At 73.1% G+C, this 14,008-nt stretch carries 11 protein-coding genes and 1 pseudogene; 9 read left to right on the top strand and 3 right to left on the bottom strand.

Annotated elements, in window-relative coordinates:
- Positions 1-84: 84 nt before the first annotated feature.
- Positions 85-1,083, bottom strand: a complete 999-nt coding sequence (locus ACFWM7_RS26075; protein WP_383264688.1) for a DMT family transporter — start codon at positions 1,081-1,083, stop codon at positions 85-87.
- A gap of 152 nt (positions 1,084-1,235) precedes the next feature.
- Between ACFWM7_RS26075 and ACFWM7_RS26080 the strand changes: the two genes are divergently transcribed.
- Positions 1,236-2,117, top strand: coding sequence for a LysR family transcriptional regulator (locus ACFWM7_RS26080; RefSeq protein WP_383264691.1), 882 nt, complete (start codon positions 1,236-1,238; stop codon positions 2,115-2,117).
- Positions 2,118-2,120: 3 nt separating this feature from the next.
- Here ACFWM7_RS26080 and ACFWM7_RS26085 read toward each other — a convergent pair.
- Positions 2,121-2,378 (bottom strand): annotated as a pseudogene (locus ACFWM7_RS26085) (CGNR zinc finger domain-containing protein); the annotation flags it as partial.
- Between the two features lie 212 nt (positions 2,379-2,590).
- On the opposite strand from ACFWM7_RS26085, the gene ACFWM7_RS26090 reads away from it, so the two are divergent.
- Positions 2,591-4,072, top strand: a complete 1,482-nt coding sequence (locus ACFWM7_RS26090; RefSeq protein ID WP_383264694.1) for an MFS transporter — start codon at positions 2,591-2,593, stop codon at positions 4,070-4,072.
- On the opposite strand, the gene ACFWM7_RS26095 is transcribed toward ACFWM7_RS26090, so the two are convergent.
- Complete coding sequence (locus ACFWM7_RS26095) at positions 3,990-6,938, bottom strand: FAD-binding and (Fe-S)-binding domain-containing protein (protein ID WP_383264697.1); 2,949 nt, start codon at positions 6,936-6,938, stop codon at positions 3,990-3,992. The genes ACFWM7_RS26090 and ACFWM7_RS26095 overlap by 83 nt on opposite strands.
- 246 nt (positions 6,939-7,184) lie before the next feature.
- Between ACFWM7_RS26095 and ACFWM7_RS26100 the strand changes: the two genes are divergently transcribed.
- The 7 genes from ACFWM7_RS26100 to serC all read left to right on the top strand — a co-directional run bounded on the left by ACFWM7_RS26100 (position 7,185) and on the right by serC (position 13,958).
- Entirely contained in the window at positions 7,185-8,819 is a 1,635-nt protein-coding gene (locus tag ACFWM7_RS26100) for an ATP-binding protein (RefSeq protein ID WP_383264700.1), read from the top strand.
- A complete protein-coding gene (locus ACFWM7_RS26105) occupies positions 8,816-9,235 on the top strand; it encodes a roadblock/LC7 domain-containing protein (RefSeq protein ID WP_030709614.1) in 420 nt (139 codons plus the stop codon). The genes ACFWM7_RS26100 and ACFWM7_RS26105 overlap by 4 nt, the downstream gene beginning before the upstream one ends.
- Positions 9,232-9,603 (top strand): DUF742 domain-containing protein, encoded by a 372-nt coding sequence (locus ACFWM7_RS26110; RefSeq protein WP_383264703.1) that lies wholly within the window; start codon positions 9,232-9,234, stop codon positions 9,601-9,603. The genes ACFWM7_RS26105 and ACFWM7_RS26110 overlap by 4 nt, the downstream gene beginning before the upstream one ends.
- Positions 9,584-10,258, top strand: a complete 675-nt coding sequence (locus ACFWM7_RS26115) for an ATP/GTP-binding protein (protein WP_383264705.1) — start codon at positions 9,584-9,586, stop codon at positions 10,256-10,258. Before ACFWM7_RS26110 ends, ACFWM7_RS26115 begins: the two co-directional genes overlap by 20 nt.
- Positions 10,255-11,517 carry a cytochrome P450 gene (locus ACFWM7_RS26120; protein ID WP_383264708.1) on the top strand — a complete coding sequence of 421 codons (1,263 nt, stop codon included), beginning with the start codon at positions 10,255-10,257 and terminating at the stop codon, positions 11,515-11,517. The genes ACFWM7_RS26115 and ACFWM7_RS26120 overlap by 4 nt, the downstream gene beginning before the upstream one ends.
- Positions 11,514-12,746, top strand: coding sequence for a cytochrome P450 (locus ACFWM7_RS26125; protein ID WP_383264710.1), 1,233 nt, complete (start codon positions 11,514-11,516; stop codon positions 12,744-12,746). The genes ACFWM7_RS26120 and ACFWM7_RS26125 overlap by 4 nt, the downstream gene beginning before the upstream one ends.
- Positions 12,747-12,839: 93 nt before the next feature.
- A complete protein-coding gene (gene serC, locus ACFWM7_RS26130; RefSeq protein WP_383264712.1) occupies positions 12,840-13,958 on the top strand; it encodes a phosphoserine transaminase in 1,119 nt (372 codons plus the stop codon).
- The last annotated feature ends 50 nt before the right edge of the window (positions 13,959-14,008 follow it).

Below are 14,008 nucleotides of genomic sequence, written 5' to 3' on the forward strand. Positions count from 1 at the left end.
GTTTGGGGGGGGGGCCGCCCCGCCGGCGGGGGGGCCACCAACTCCGCCTGCCCCGCCGGGAGGACGAGGGAGGAGAGCCGCGGCTCACCCCTCGCGGCGCGGGCCCGACCGGCTGCGCACCGCGCCGATGCTCGCCCCGATGACGAGGGCGATGGCGAGGGCGTCCGTCGTGGAGAGGGCCTGGTCCAGGATCAGGAAGCCCGCACCGGCGGCGATGGCCGGTTCCAGGCTCATCATCACGGCGAACGTGGGCGCGGGCAGCCGACGCAGGGCCATCAGCTCCAGGGTGTACGGGAGGACCGAGCTGAGGACCGCCACGGCCGCGCCGAGCGCCACCGTGGACGGGACCGTGAGCTTCGCCCCGGACTCGATGATGCCGAGCGGCAGCGAGAGGACCGCGGCGACCACCATCGCCAGCGCGAGCCCGTCCGCCTGCGGGAAGCGGCGGCCGGTGCGGGCGCTGAACACGATGTACGCCGCCCACATCGCCCCGGCCGCCAGGGCGTACGCCGCGCCGACCGGGTCGAGGCGGTCGAACCCGCCGCCGCCCAGCAGGACGACGCCGACGAGGGCGAGCCCGGCCCACAGGACGTTGATCAGGCGGCGGGAGGCGAACACCGAGAGGGCGAGCGGGCCCAGCACCTCCAGGGTGACGGCAATGCCGAGCGGGATCCGGTCCAGCGCCAGGTAGAAGAGCGTGTTCATGCCGCCCATCGCGACGCCGAAGGCGACCACCGTGCCCCAGTCGGCCCGCGAGTGGCCGCGCAGCTTCGGGCGGCAGACCACCAGCAGGATCAGCGCGGCGGCCGCCAGCCGCAGGGTGACGACGCCCAGCGCGCCCGCCTTCGGCATCAACAGCGCCGCGACGGCCGAGCCGAACTGGACGGACAGGCCACCGGCGACCACCAGCGCGATCGGCGCCAGGGCCACCCGCCGGTCGGCCCAGGACCGTTTGCCCGGCGCGCCCGCGCCCACGGCCCCCCGGGTGTCCGCGCCCGCCCCGGCGTCGTCGAGTGCCGTCACCGCTTCGGGTACGGCGACGGCTGCGGCGGCCGGTTCGGCGGCGCTGCGCTGGTCGTTCACGGGGGGCCTTCCAGGGGCGAGCGGGTTAGTGCACTGCAATGTACTGGACGGTACAGGATGAGGAACTGTGGCCGCCACGGGTTTCCTTTCACGGTAAGGACGGCCGCGCGTTCCGTGAAATGCCGATCATGCTCTCGTTATGCTTCCGGGGCATGAGCGAGGAATCCGTCCCCGGCCGCCCCGTGGAACTCCGGCATCTGCGGGCCTTCCTCGCGGTCGCCGACGAGCTCAACATCACGCGCGCCGCCGCCCGCCTCCGGCTGACCCAGCCCGCCGTGTCCCGCACCCTCGCGGCGCTGGAACGGCACCTCGGGGTCCGGCTCGTCGACCGTTCCACCCACCACCTCGCCCTCACCCCGGACGGCGTCGCCTTCCGCGACAAGGCCGCCGCCGCGGTCGCCGCCTTCGACGAGGCGCTCGACCCGGGCCGGCTGCGCACCTGGCCGCTGCGGCTCGGGCACGCCTGGTCCGCGTTCGGGCCGTACACCACCCCTCTGCTGCGGACCTGGCAGGAACGCTTCCCGGCCACCCCGCTGGAACTGCTCCGGATCGACGACCGCACCGCCGGGCTGACCCGGGGCGAGGTCGATGCGGCGCTGCTGCGGGGGCCGGTGGACGCGCCGGGGCTCGTCGCCGAGGTGCTGTTCACCGAGGTCCGGGTGGCGGCGGTGACCGCGGACGGCCCCCTCGCGGCGCGCGCCTCGCTCGAACTCGCCGATCTCGCGGCCGGCCCGGTCGTCCTGAACACCGTCTCCGGCACCACCACCGTGGACCTCTGGCCGCCGCACGCCCGCCCGGCCGCGACCCTCACCGTGGGCAACACCGACGACTGGCTGACCGCCATCGCCGCCGGCCGCGGCAGCGGGGTGTCCACCGCCTCGACCGCGGACCTGCACCCGCACGCGGGGGTCGCCTACGTCCCGCTCGACGACGCCCCCGGCGTCCCGGTCCTCCTCGCCCGCCGCGACGCCCCCGGCCACCCCGCCCTGCCCCAACTGCTCGCGCTGGCCCGGGAGATCGTCGCGCGGGGGTGAGCATCACGCGTCGGCGGCCCCGGCGCGGGGTTCGCGGTTGCGGACGTAGTGGCGGGCCACCTTGGCGCGGTTTCCGCACAGCGCCATGGAGCACCAGCGGCGGGTGCCGTTGCGGGACGTGTCGACGAAGTGCCGGATGCAGTCCGGCTGGGCGCACCGGCGGACACGGTCCGGGGCGGCGTCGAGGAGCCGCAGGCAGTCCCGGGCGGCCGGCCAGGCCGCACCCCAGGAAGGATCGGCGAACTCGGCCTCCCCGCCGGGAGCGTGTTCAGCAGGTCGATGGCGACGGGTTCACCGACGAACGGGCGGGGGTCGGCCGGGGCCATCGCGCATCCCTCCGGGCCGTACCGAGAAGCGCTAACCCCTCAACCCTACTTCAGTGGTTGCACACTCTCGACGCTAACCCCTAAAGTCACTTTTGATAGTTAGCCAAGAGAGGTGAACTGATGGCAACTCCCGGTGCATCAGGCGAAGTGCAGGTCGAACCCGCGGGTGGTGAGAAGGCCGATGCCGACGACACCCGGAAACCGTGGGGGCTCCGCGAGTGGGGCCTGCTGGTCAGCGTCTGTGCCGCGTTCTTCCTGGACGCCCTCGACAACATCATGGTCGGGATCGCCGTACCCCCGATCCAGGCCGATCTCGGGATGAGCACCGCGGCCGTGCAGTGGGTCGTCAGCTCCTACGTCCTCGGCTTCGGCGGCTTCCTGCTGCTGGGCGGCCGGATGGCGGACCTCGTCGGACGACGCCGCGTGTTCCTCGTCGGCGTCGCGGTCTTCGCCGCGGGGTCGCTGATCGGTGGGGTGACCGACGAGGGCCTGGTGGTCATCGCCGCCCGGTTCGTCATGGGCATCGGAGCGGCGTTCACCGCACCGGCCGCGTTGTCGATCATCATCACCAACTTTCCCGCGGGCCCGCAGCGCAACCGGGCGGTCGGCATCTACACGGCCTGCGGCGCGGTCGGCTACTCCACCGGCGTGATCGTCGGCGGGGCGCTGACCGAGATCAACTGGCGCTGGACCTTCCTGCTGCCGGTCGTGGTGGCGGTCGCCGCCCTGATCGGCGGGATGACCCTGGTACCGCGCGACGTCGTGTCGGACCGCACACGAGGCTCCTTCGACGTGGCCGGCGCCGTCACCGTGACGGCCGGGATGCTGCTCCTCGTCTACGCCGTCGTCGAGGCGCCCAACGCCGGGCCGCTCTCCGCCCGCACCCTTCTGGTGTTCGCGGCCGCAGTGGCACTCCTGGTGGCCTTCGCCGTCATCGAATCCCGCGCCTCCCAGCCGCTGCTGCGTCTCGGACTGCTGCGCAACCGGTCCCTGGTCGGAGCCGGCCTGGTGGCCGCGGCGATCCTCGGCACCTACATGAGCTTCCAGTTCATCGGCGGCCTGTACCTCCAGACGCTGCGCGGCTGGTCCCCGATGGAGATGGCCCTGGCCTTCCTCCCGATCGGGCTGCTCATCGCGACGATCGCGCCCCGGTCCGGCAGGCTCATCTCCCGGTTCGGCGTGCAGTGGATGATCGTGGCGGGATTCGTCGCGTACACCGCCTCCTACTTGCTCTTCCTCCGCATCGACGAGAACTCCGGCTATCTGTGGGTGATCCTCCCGAGCATCCTCCTCATCGGTATCGCCTTCCCGCTCTCCTTCCCCGCCGCCAACGTCCAGGCGACGTCGAACGTGGCCGACGAGGAACAGGGCCTGGCGGCCGGCGTCCTGCAGACCGGCTACCAGGTCGGCGCGGCCGTGGTGCTCGCCGTGGTGACCGCCACCATGGCGGTCGATCACACCGGAGGCGGCGAAGGGGCCAGGACGCTGGACGGCTACCGCACCGGCCTCTGGGTGCTCGTGGTCATCTCGGCCGTCACGGTCCTCCTCACCGTCGTCGCAGCCGTCCGGGCCTCCGGCCGGCGCCGGGCACCGGCGGACGACCGGTCTCCGGGAGGGCTTCCGCGATGACCTCGGCGAGGTGCCGGGCCCGCCGTCCGGCCAGCTGGTCGAGCTGCGTACGGCAGGAGAAGCCGTCCGCGAGAAGTACGGCCCCGGGGCCGGATTTCCGTACGGCAGGGAGCAGTTGCTCCTCCGCGCAGGCGACCGACACCTCCCAGTGGCCCTTCTCGAAGCCGAAGTTCCCGGCCAGTCCGCAGCAGCCGCCGCTGAGTTCGCCGGCCAGCCCCATCCGTTCGCGCAGCCGCCGTTCCGCCGCGTCGCCGAGGACCGCGTGCTGGTGGCAGTGCGTCTGGCCGGCGGCCGGGCGGTCCAGGCGGGGCGGTGTCCAGTCGGGGGCGTACTCCTCCAGGTACTGGGCGAACGTCCGTACTACGCCCGCGAGTTCGGCGGCGCGCGGGTCGTCCGGGAGGAGTTCGGGCAGGTCGGTGCGGAGGGTCGCTGCGCAGCTCGGCTCCAGGACGACGAGCGGTGCGCCGGGGAGGAGGCCCAGCCGGTCCAGGGTGCGGCGCATCACCCCGCGGGCCGCGTCGAGCTGGCCGGTCGATACGTACGTGAGGCCGCAGCACAGGCCGGGGCCGGGCGGCAGCACCGTACGCCCCGTCGCCTCCTCCAGCACCCGGACCGCCGCCCGGCCCACCTGCGGGGACAGGTGCTCGGTGAAGGTGTCCGCCCAGAGGTGCACCACCCGGTCCGTCGGCAGGACGTGCGCCCCCGTGCCCTGTCGGGCGCGAAGCCACCGGCTGTACGTCGCGGTCGCCAGCACCGGGATCGCGCGTTCGGGCGCGATGCCCGCCAGGCGTTTCGCGAGCGCGGCGAGGGGGCGCAGCCGGGCCAGGGCGTTGAGGGGGCGGGCGAAGGGGGCGGCGAGGCGCAGCCACTGCGGGAGGCGGCCCATCGCGTAGTGGGCGACGGGCCGGAGCCTGCCCCGGTAGTGGTGGTGCAGGAACTCCGCCTTGTACGTGGCCATGTCGACGCCCACCGGGCAGTCGCTGCGGCAGCCCTTGCAGGACAGACACAGGTCGAGCGCGTCCCGGACCTCCGTGCTGCGCCAGCCGTCCGTGATGACCTCGCCCGCCAGCATCTCGTGGAGGAGCCTGGCCCGGCCCCGGGTCGAGTGGGCCTCCTCGCCGGTCGCACGGAAGGACGGGCACATCACGCCCGCGCCGGTCGCCTCCGTCGTACGGCACTTGGCGACGCCGACGCAGCGGCGGACCGCGCCCGCGAAGTCCCCGCCGTCCTGCGGATAGCCGAACTCCACGTCGACCGGGCCCTTCGGAAGGACCGCGAAGCGCAGGTTCTCGTCCAGGCGGGCCGGGCGGACCAGCACGCCGGGGTTCAGGCCGCCGTCCGGATCCCACAGGTCCTTGAACCGGCCGAAGAGGGCGACGAGTTCGTCCCCGTACATCCGGGGCAGCAGCTCCGCGCGCGCCTGCCCGTCGCCGTGCTCCCCGCTGAGGGAGCCGCCGTGCGCGACGACCAGGTCGGCGGTCTCCTCGGAGAACCGGCGGAAGCGGGCCACCCCGGCCTCGGTGATCAGATCGAAGTCGATGCGGACGTGGATGCAGCCGTCGCCGAAGTGGCCGTACGGGGTGCCGCGCAGGCCGTGTTCGGCGAGGAGGGCGCGGAAGTCGCGGAGGTACGCGCCGAGTCGGGCGGGCGGCACCGCGCAGTCCTCCCACCCCGGCCAGGCCTCACTGCCGTCGGGCATCCGGGTCGCGGTCCCGGCGGCGTCCTCGCGGATCCGCCAGAGCGCCCGTTGCCCGGCCGGGTCGGAGACGACGGTCCCGTCCACCGCGTCGGCGGCCCGCAGGACGCGTTCGGCGTGGGCGCGGGCCTCGGCCGGGGTGGCTCCACCGGTCTCGACGAACAGCCAGGCGGCCCCGCGCGGCAGCAGCCCGGCCGGTTCGCGTACGAGGTCGGCGGCCATGCCCTCGACGGTGAGCGGGCCGTACGGGAGGAGGCCCGGGGCGGCCTCGGCGGCGGCGGACTCGTCGGCGTACCCGAGGACGGCCAGGGCGCGGGCGGGCGGCGCTTCGACCAGGCGCACGGTGGCCTCGGTGACGACGCCGAGGGTGCCCTCGCTGCCGCAGAACGCCCGGACCGGGTCGGGGCCGCCGGGGTGTTCGGGGAGCAGGGCGTCGATCGCGTACCCGGAGATGCGGCGCGGGAGGTCGGGGTAGCCGGTGCGGAGGAGGGCGAGGTGGTCGGCGACGAGTTCGCTCACGCCTCGGGGGCCGGGGGACGCCCCCGCCCCGCGTGCGCCGGTGCCCGCCGGGCCCGTGCCGCTGCCCTGTTCCAGGCGCAGTGCCTCGCCCCCGTACCGGATCACCGACAGCCCCCGCACGTTGTCAGCCGTCGTGCCCCAGGCGACCGAGTGCGCGCCGCAGGAGTTGTTGCCGATCATTCCGCCGAGGGTGCAGCGGCTGTGGGTGGAGGGGTCGGGGCCGAAGGTCAGGCCGAGGGGTGCGGCGGCGGCCCGCAGGTCGTCGAGGATCACCCCGGGCTGGACGACGGCGGTGCGGGCGGCGGGGTCCAGGTCGAGGATCGTGCGCAGATGGCGGGTCAGATCGAGGACGAGGCCGGTGCCGGTGGCCTGCCCGGCGATGGACGTGCCGCCGCCGCGCGGGACGACCGGCACCCCGTACTCCTGGCAGACCGTCAGCGCGGCCGCGATGTCGTCGGCGTCGCGCGGGGCGAGCACACCGAGCGGGACGCGGCGGTAGTTGGACGCGTCCATCGTCGTCAGCGCCCGGACGGCGGGCCCGAAGTCGCTCGCGCCGCGCACGGCGGAGCGGAGCGCCGCGACGAAAGCCGGGGAGGCTGCGGGAGACGGCCCGGTGGACGGTCCGGAATGCGGTCGATGTTGTTCGGCCATTCCTTCAGCATGCCGCCGGTCCAGATGAACTCTTGGGATGCGCACGGATGAAAGTGCATAAGCCGCACAAAAAAGCCCACAAGATCTTCCCAAACAGACCGTCAAGTCTCCTATAGTGACCAAGACTTGCGCAGGAACTATCAGTTCCAGTTGTGCAGGATCGCCCGCACCCGTGACGAAGTGTCCTGAATTCGCCGCACCAGCACCGCTGTACCGCCCCGCACCGTCCGCCACCGAGGACTCCGATTGCGCCCCTCACACCGGCCCACCGCACTCGCCCTGCTGATATCGGCAGCCGCAACCGGCACGCTGACCCTGTGGGCCGTCGCCGCGGCCCCTGACACGGTACGGACCCCGCTGGCCTGGGGCGCGGGCGCAGCCGCCGTGCTGCTGAGCGTCTGCGTGGCCGTCACCGTCCACACCCTGGGGACCGCGCGGACGCTGCGCGCCCTGCGGGCCACCGACGCCCAGCGGTTCACCTCCGAGACCTCGCGCCTGGTCTCCGCCTCCGCCGTCGAGGCCCAGCGCTTCACCGCGGAGACGGCCAGGATCAAGGGCGCCGCCTCCGCCGAGACCGCCCGGGTCGCCGCCGAGGCCCGCGCCGAGAACGAGCGAATCGCCGCGGCCGCCGCCGCCGAGCAGGCCCGACTCGGCGTCACCGTCGACCGCCTGACGGCCCGCGCCGCCCGCGCCGAGACCGAGCGCTCCGCGGCCGTCGCCGCCTGCGCCAACGCGGCGGGGCGGATGCAGGCCCTGTCCACCAGCATGCTGGCCGACCTCCGCGAGATGGAGCACCGGCACTCCGACGAGTCCGTCCTCGGGGACCTGCTCCACCTGGACCACCGCACCGCACAGGCGGGCCGCCTCGCCGACTCCATCGCCGTACTGACCGGGGCCCGTTCCGGCCGGCGCTGGGCGAAGCCGATCGTCATGGAGTCGATCCTGCGCGGCGCGATGGGCCGGATCGGCAGCTACCAGCGGGTCCGCCTGCACTCCACCAGCGATGTCGCGATCGCCGGCCACGCGGCCGAGGGCGTCATGCACGCGCTGGCCGAACTCCTCGACAACGCGGCCAACTTCTCGCCGCCCACCGCCGAGGTGCACGTGTACGTGGAGGAGGTCCCGGCGGGCATCGTCATCACCGTCGAGGACAGCGGGCTCGTCATGAGCGAGGTGCAGCTGCGCCGCGCGGAGCGGGCGGTCTCCGCCGACCACCAGGACCTCACCAACCTCTCCGGCACCCGTCTCGGGCTCGCCGTCGTCGGCCGGCTGGCCCGTAAGCACGGCCTGACCGTCTCGTTCCGGCCGTCCGCACGCGGCGGCACCGGCGCGCTGATGATGCTCCCTCAGGACCTCATCTCCCGCGCGACGGCGCCGACTCCGGTGGCCCCGGCCCAGGCGACCCCGGCGACCCAGCCCCAGCCGGTCCAGGCCCCGGCCGGCACCGCACCGCCCGCCGTCACCGCCGCGCCCGCCGTCACCGCCCCCACCGAGCCGGAGCCCTCGCACGCATCGGCCGCCGGAACGGACGCGGACCCCACCGACACCGCCCCCGCGACCCGGACCCCCCGGACCCGCACCGAGGACGACGCCTCCACGCCCCTGACCCCGGCGGCGGAAGCGGACTCCCCGGGCTCCCCGGCGGATTCGGTCTCCGAGTCCACCGGCTCCGTGCCCGAGTTCGGCGAGAGCGGCCTGCCCAAGCGCCGCCGCGGCCGCACGCTGGCCGCCGCCGAAGCCCGTACCGGCAACGCCGCCCCCGGCGGAGCCGACACCCCCCGGGCCCGTACCACCGACCCGAAGGTCCAGGCAGCGCGCTTCAGCACCTTCAGCAAGGCGGTACGAGCCAACTCATCGCACCCGGAAGGCAACACCCGATGACCGCGACCACCGACGAGAAGCTCAACTGGCTGCTGGAGGGGCTGCTCGACCGCACCCCCGGTACCCGCCACGCCCTCGTCCTGTCCCGCGACGGCCTCAAGCTGTGCCGGACCCCCGAGCTCTCCGTCGACCAGGCAGACCAGCTGGCCGCGATCTCCGCCGGGATCCAGAGCCTGTCGCACGGCGCGTCCATCGAGTTCGGCGACGGCACCGGCGGCGTACGGTCCGCGATGGCCGAGTTCTACGGCGGCGTGCTGTTCATCGTCGAGGCGGGAGCCGGGGCCCACCTGGCCGTCGTCGCCGACGAGGACTCCGACGTGGGCCTCGTCGGCCACAACATGAGCGAGCTCGTCGAGCAGCTCGGCGAACACCTCGTCGCGCCGCCGCGCGAACCCGCCGAGGCCCCGGCCGTATGACGACGGCGCCCCGCCCCCGACCGGGCCGTGACGACGATCCGGACCGGCTGTACACCCTCACCGGGGGACGCAGCCGTTCCGACTCCGCCGCATTCGACCTGGTGACGCTCGTCGTCGCCGAGTGCGACCCGTCCCCGGGGATGCAGTCCGAGCACGTCGCGATCCTGCGGATGTGCCAGGGCCCCACCGCCGTCGTCGAGATCGCCGCGAGCCTGAGCCTGCCGGTCAGCATCGTCCGCATCCTGCTCTGCGACCTGCTCGACACCGGCCGGATCAGCGCCCGCCACCCCCGTACAGCCCGTGTCGCGGACCGGCTCCCCGACCCCGACATCCTGGAACAGGTGCTCGTTGGACTCCGCAACCTCTGACCGCGCCACCCTGAGCTCCACCGCCGACAACGGACTCAAGATCGTTGTCGTCGGCGGCTTCGGCGTCGGCAAGACCACCATGGTCCGATCCGTGAGCGAGATCCGTCCGCTCAACACGGAGGAGACGATGACCCGCGCGGGCGAGGCCGTCGACGACCTCGCCGGCGTCCACGCCAAGACGTCCACCACGGTGGCGTTCGACTTCGGCCGGATCACGCTCGACGAGCGCTCCGTGCTCTACCTCTTCGGCGCGCCCGGACAGGAGCGTTTCTGGTTCCTGTGGGACCGGCTGTTCTCCGGCACGCTCGGCGCGGTCGTCCTCGTCGACACCCGCCGGCTCGCCGACTCCTGGTACGCCATCGACCGCCTGGAGCACCACGGCACGCCGTTCATCGTGGCGTGCAACGACTTCGGCGGCCCGCTCCACAGCGAGCAGCAGATCCGGGAGGCCCTGGACCTCTCGGAGGACGTACCGCTGGTGGAGTGCGACGCGCGTGACCGGTCCTCCAGCAAGTACGTGCTCATCACGCTCGTCGAGCACCTCGCCGCGCTCTCCGCCGCCCGCCTCCAGGCCACGGGAACGACCGCCCCCGCGGCGGCCGCGCCCGAAGCGGCCCTGGCGGCGGCCGGCCCGACCCCGGAGCCCGCCCCGTGACCACTGTCTCCGGCTGCCCCGTCACCCACACCTCCGTCCCGCTGTCCGGGCCCCGTTTCCAGAGCGACCCCGTCCAGCTCTACCGGGACCTGCGGCGCGACCACGGTGCGATCGCCCCGGTCGTCCTGGACGGCGACGTACCCGCCTGGCTCGTCCTCGGCTACCGCGAACTGCACCAGGTCACCGGCGACCCGGTCCTCTTCAGCCGGGACTCCGACCTGTGGAACCAGTGGGACCGCATCCCCGACGAATGGCCGCTGCTGCCGATGATCGGGCGCAAGCAGCCCTCGATCCTCTACACGGTCGGCGAGCGCCACAGCGTCCGCGCGATGATGATCAGCAACGCGCTGGAGGGCGTCGACCCGTTCTCCCTGAAGCGGTACGCGGAGGAGTTCGCCGACGAGCTGATCGACCGGTTCTGCACCAAGGGCTCGGTCGACATCATCGCGGAGTACGCCAAGCTGCTCCCCGCCCTCGTCCTGGCCAGGATCTACGGCTTCTCCGACGAGATCGCCCACCCGCTGGCCGACTCGATCAACGACATGATCGACGGCCGGGAGCGGGCCCTCGCCGGACAGCAGCACCTCGGCGCCTCGATGTTCCAGCTGCTGGCCGACAAGCACGCCGAGCCCGGCGACGACGTGGCCAGCCGGATGATCGCGGACCCGGGCGGCTTCACCGACGAGGAGGTCGCCCAGGACCTCATGGTGATGATGGCGGCCGGCCACCAGCCGACCGCCGACTGGATGGGCAACTCGCTGCGCCTGATGCTCACCGACGACCGGTTCGCCGCCTCGCTCTCGGGCGGCCGGCACAGCGTCGCGGAAGCGATGAACGAAGTCCTCTGGGAGGACACCCCCACGCAGAACGTGGCTGGCCGCTGGGCCGCCCGCGACACCCACCTCGGCGGCCGCCACATCCGCGCCGGCGACCTGCTGCTCCTCGGCCTCGCCGCCGCCAACGGCGACCCGCAGGTGCGCACCGACGGCTCGGCGCTGACCGGCGGCAACAACGCCTTCCTCTCCTTCGGCCACGGCGAGCACCGCTGCCCGTTCCCGGCCCAGGAGACCGCCGAGGTCATCGCCCGTACCGGCATCGAGGTCCTGCTCGACCGGCTGCCGGACGTGGACCTCGCCGTCCCCGCCGAGCAGCTCACCCGCCGCCCGTCGCCGTGGCTGCGCGGCCTGACGGACCTGCCGGTGCTCTTCACTCCCACCCCTGCCCTCGGCAGACCCGGAAGCCACGGAGGCCCCGCATGACCCGTATCGCGCTCGACCCCTTCGTCAGAGACCTCGACGGCGAGAGCGCCGCGCTGCGGGCCGCCGGTCCGCTGGCCGAGGTGGAGCTGCCGGGCGGGGTGCACGTCTACGCGGTCACCCGCCACGCGGAGGCCCGCGCGCTGCTCACCGACAGCCGGGTGGTCAAGGACATCAACGTCTGGAACGCCTGGCGGCGCGGCGAGATACCGATGGACTGGCCGCTGATCGGCCTGGCCAACCCGGGGCGCTCGATGCTGACGGTCGACGGGGCCGACCACCGCCGTCTCCGTACGCTGGTGGCGCAGGCGCTCACGGTGAAGCGGGTGGAGCGGCTGCGCGCCGGGATCGAGGCGCTGACGAACGCGAGCCTGGAGAAGCTGGCCGCGCTGCCCGCCGGACAGCCGGTGGACCTGAAGGCGGAGTTCGCCTACCCCCTCCCGATGAACGTCATCAGCGAGCTGATGGGCGTGGACGCGGCGGACCACCCGCGGCTGAAGGAGCTGTTCGAGAAGTTCTTCTCGACGCAGACGCCGCCGGAGGAGGTCCCGCAGATGATGGCGGACCTCGGAACGCTCTTCACGAAGATCGTCGACGCCAAGCGGGCGAACCCGGGCGACGACCTGACCAGCGCCCTGATCGCGGCCTCCGAGAACGGCGACCACCTCACCGACGAGGAGATCGTCAACACGCTGCAACTGATCATCGCCGCCGGACACGAGACCACGATCAGCCTGATCGTCAACGTGGTGGAAGCGCTCCAGACCCACCCCGAGCAGCGCAAGAAGGTCCTCAAGGGCGAGATCGCCTGGGACGGCGTGATCGAGGAGACGCTGCGCTGGAACACCCCGACCTCGCACGTCCTGATCCGCTTCGCGACGGAAGACATCGAGGTCGGCGACAAGATCCTCCCGAAGGGCGAGGGCCTGATCGTCTCGTTCGGCGCGCTGGGCCGGGACGAGGAGCAGTACGGCCCGACGGCGGGCGACTTCGACGCGACCCGCACCCCGAACCGCCACATCGCCTTCGGCCACGGCCCGCACGTCTGCCCCGGCGCGGCCCTCTCCCGCCTGGAGGCGGGCATCGCGCTCCCGGCCCTCTACGAGCGCTTCCCGGAACTGGACCTGGCGGTCCCGGCGTCCGAACTGCGCAACAAGCCGATCGTGACGCAGAACGACCTGCACGAGCTGCCGGTGGAGCTGGGCTGCCCGTTCGGCGGCGACAAGAAGTAGGCCCCTCCGCTCGGGGCCCACGGGTCGGAGCGCACGTCTCATCGGACGGACACGGTTACGAGGCCGTGCCACCGAGGGACTACGCTCCGTCCCGTGGCCGACATCCAGATTCCCGCTGACATCAAGCCCGCAGACGGACGCTTCGGCGCCGGTCCTTCCAAGGTGCGGACGGAGGCGCTCGACGCGCTGGCCGCCACCGGCACCTCCCTCCTCGGTACGTCCCACCGCCAGGCCCCGGTCAAGAACCTGGTCGGCGAGGTACGGGACGGGGTGCGCGCGCTCTTCTCCCTGCCCGAGGGTTACGAGGTCATCCTCGGCAACGGCGGCTCCACCGCCTTCTGGGACGTGGCGACGCACGGACTGATCGAGTCGAAGTCCCAGCACCTGAACTTCGGCGAGTTCTCGTCCAAGTTCGCCAAGGCCGCGAAGCTCGCGCCCTGGCTGTCCGACCCCACCGTCATCGCCTCCGACCCGGGCACCCACCCGGACCCGCGGGCCGAGGCGGGCGTCGACGTCTACGCCTTCACGCACAACGAGACCTCCACGGGTGTCGCGGCGCCGGTCAAGCGCGTCGCGGGCGCCGACGAGGGCGCGCTCGTCCTGGTGGACGCCACCTCGGGCGCGGGTGGCCTGCCGGTCGACATCACCGAGTCCGACGTCTACTACTTCGCCCCGCAGAAGTCCTTCGCCTCCGACGGCGGCCTGTGGATCGGCGTGTTCTCCCCGGCGGCGCTGGAGCGCGCGGCCCGGATCCACGCCTCGGGCCGGCACGTCCCGGAGTTCTTCTCGCTGCCGACGGCGATCGACAACTCCCTGAAGAACCAGACGTACAACACCCCGGCGCTGGCCACCCTCTTCCTGCTGAACGAGCAGCTGAAGTGGATGAACACCCAGGGCGGCCTGGACTTCACGACGGGCCGCACGGCCGCGTCCTCCGGCCACCTCTACGGCTGGGCCGACGAGTCGAAGTACGCGACCCCGTTCGTCACGGACCCGGCGAAGCGCTCGCAGGTCATCGGCACGATCGACTTCGCGGACGAGATCGACGCGGCGGCCGTCGCCAAGGTGCTGCGCGCCAACGGCATCGTCGACACCGAGCCGTACCGCAAGCTGGGCCGCAACCAGCTCCGCGTGGCGATGTTCCCGGCGATCGACCCGGCGGACGTGCAGGCGCTGACGGCGTGCGTCGACTACGTGATCGAGAAGCTTTAGCCCTTCGGTTCTCCGCTGTACGGAGACGGCCCGGCACCTCGCGTGGGTGC

The organism is Streptomyces sp. NPDC058375 (assembly GCF_042723425.1).
Lineage (GTDB): Bacteria > Actinomycetota > Actinomycetes > Streptomycetales > Streptomycetaceae > Streptomyces > Streptomyces durocortorensis.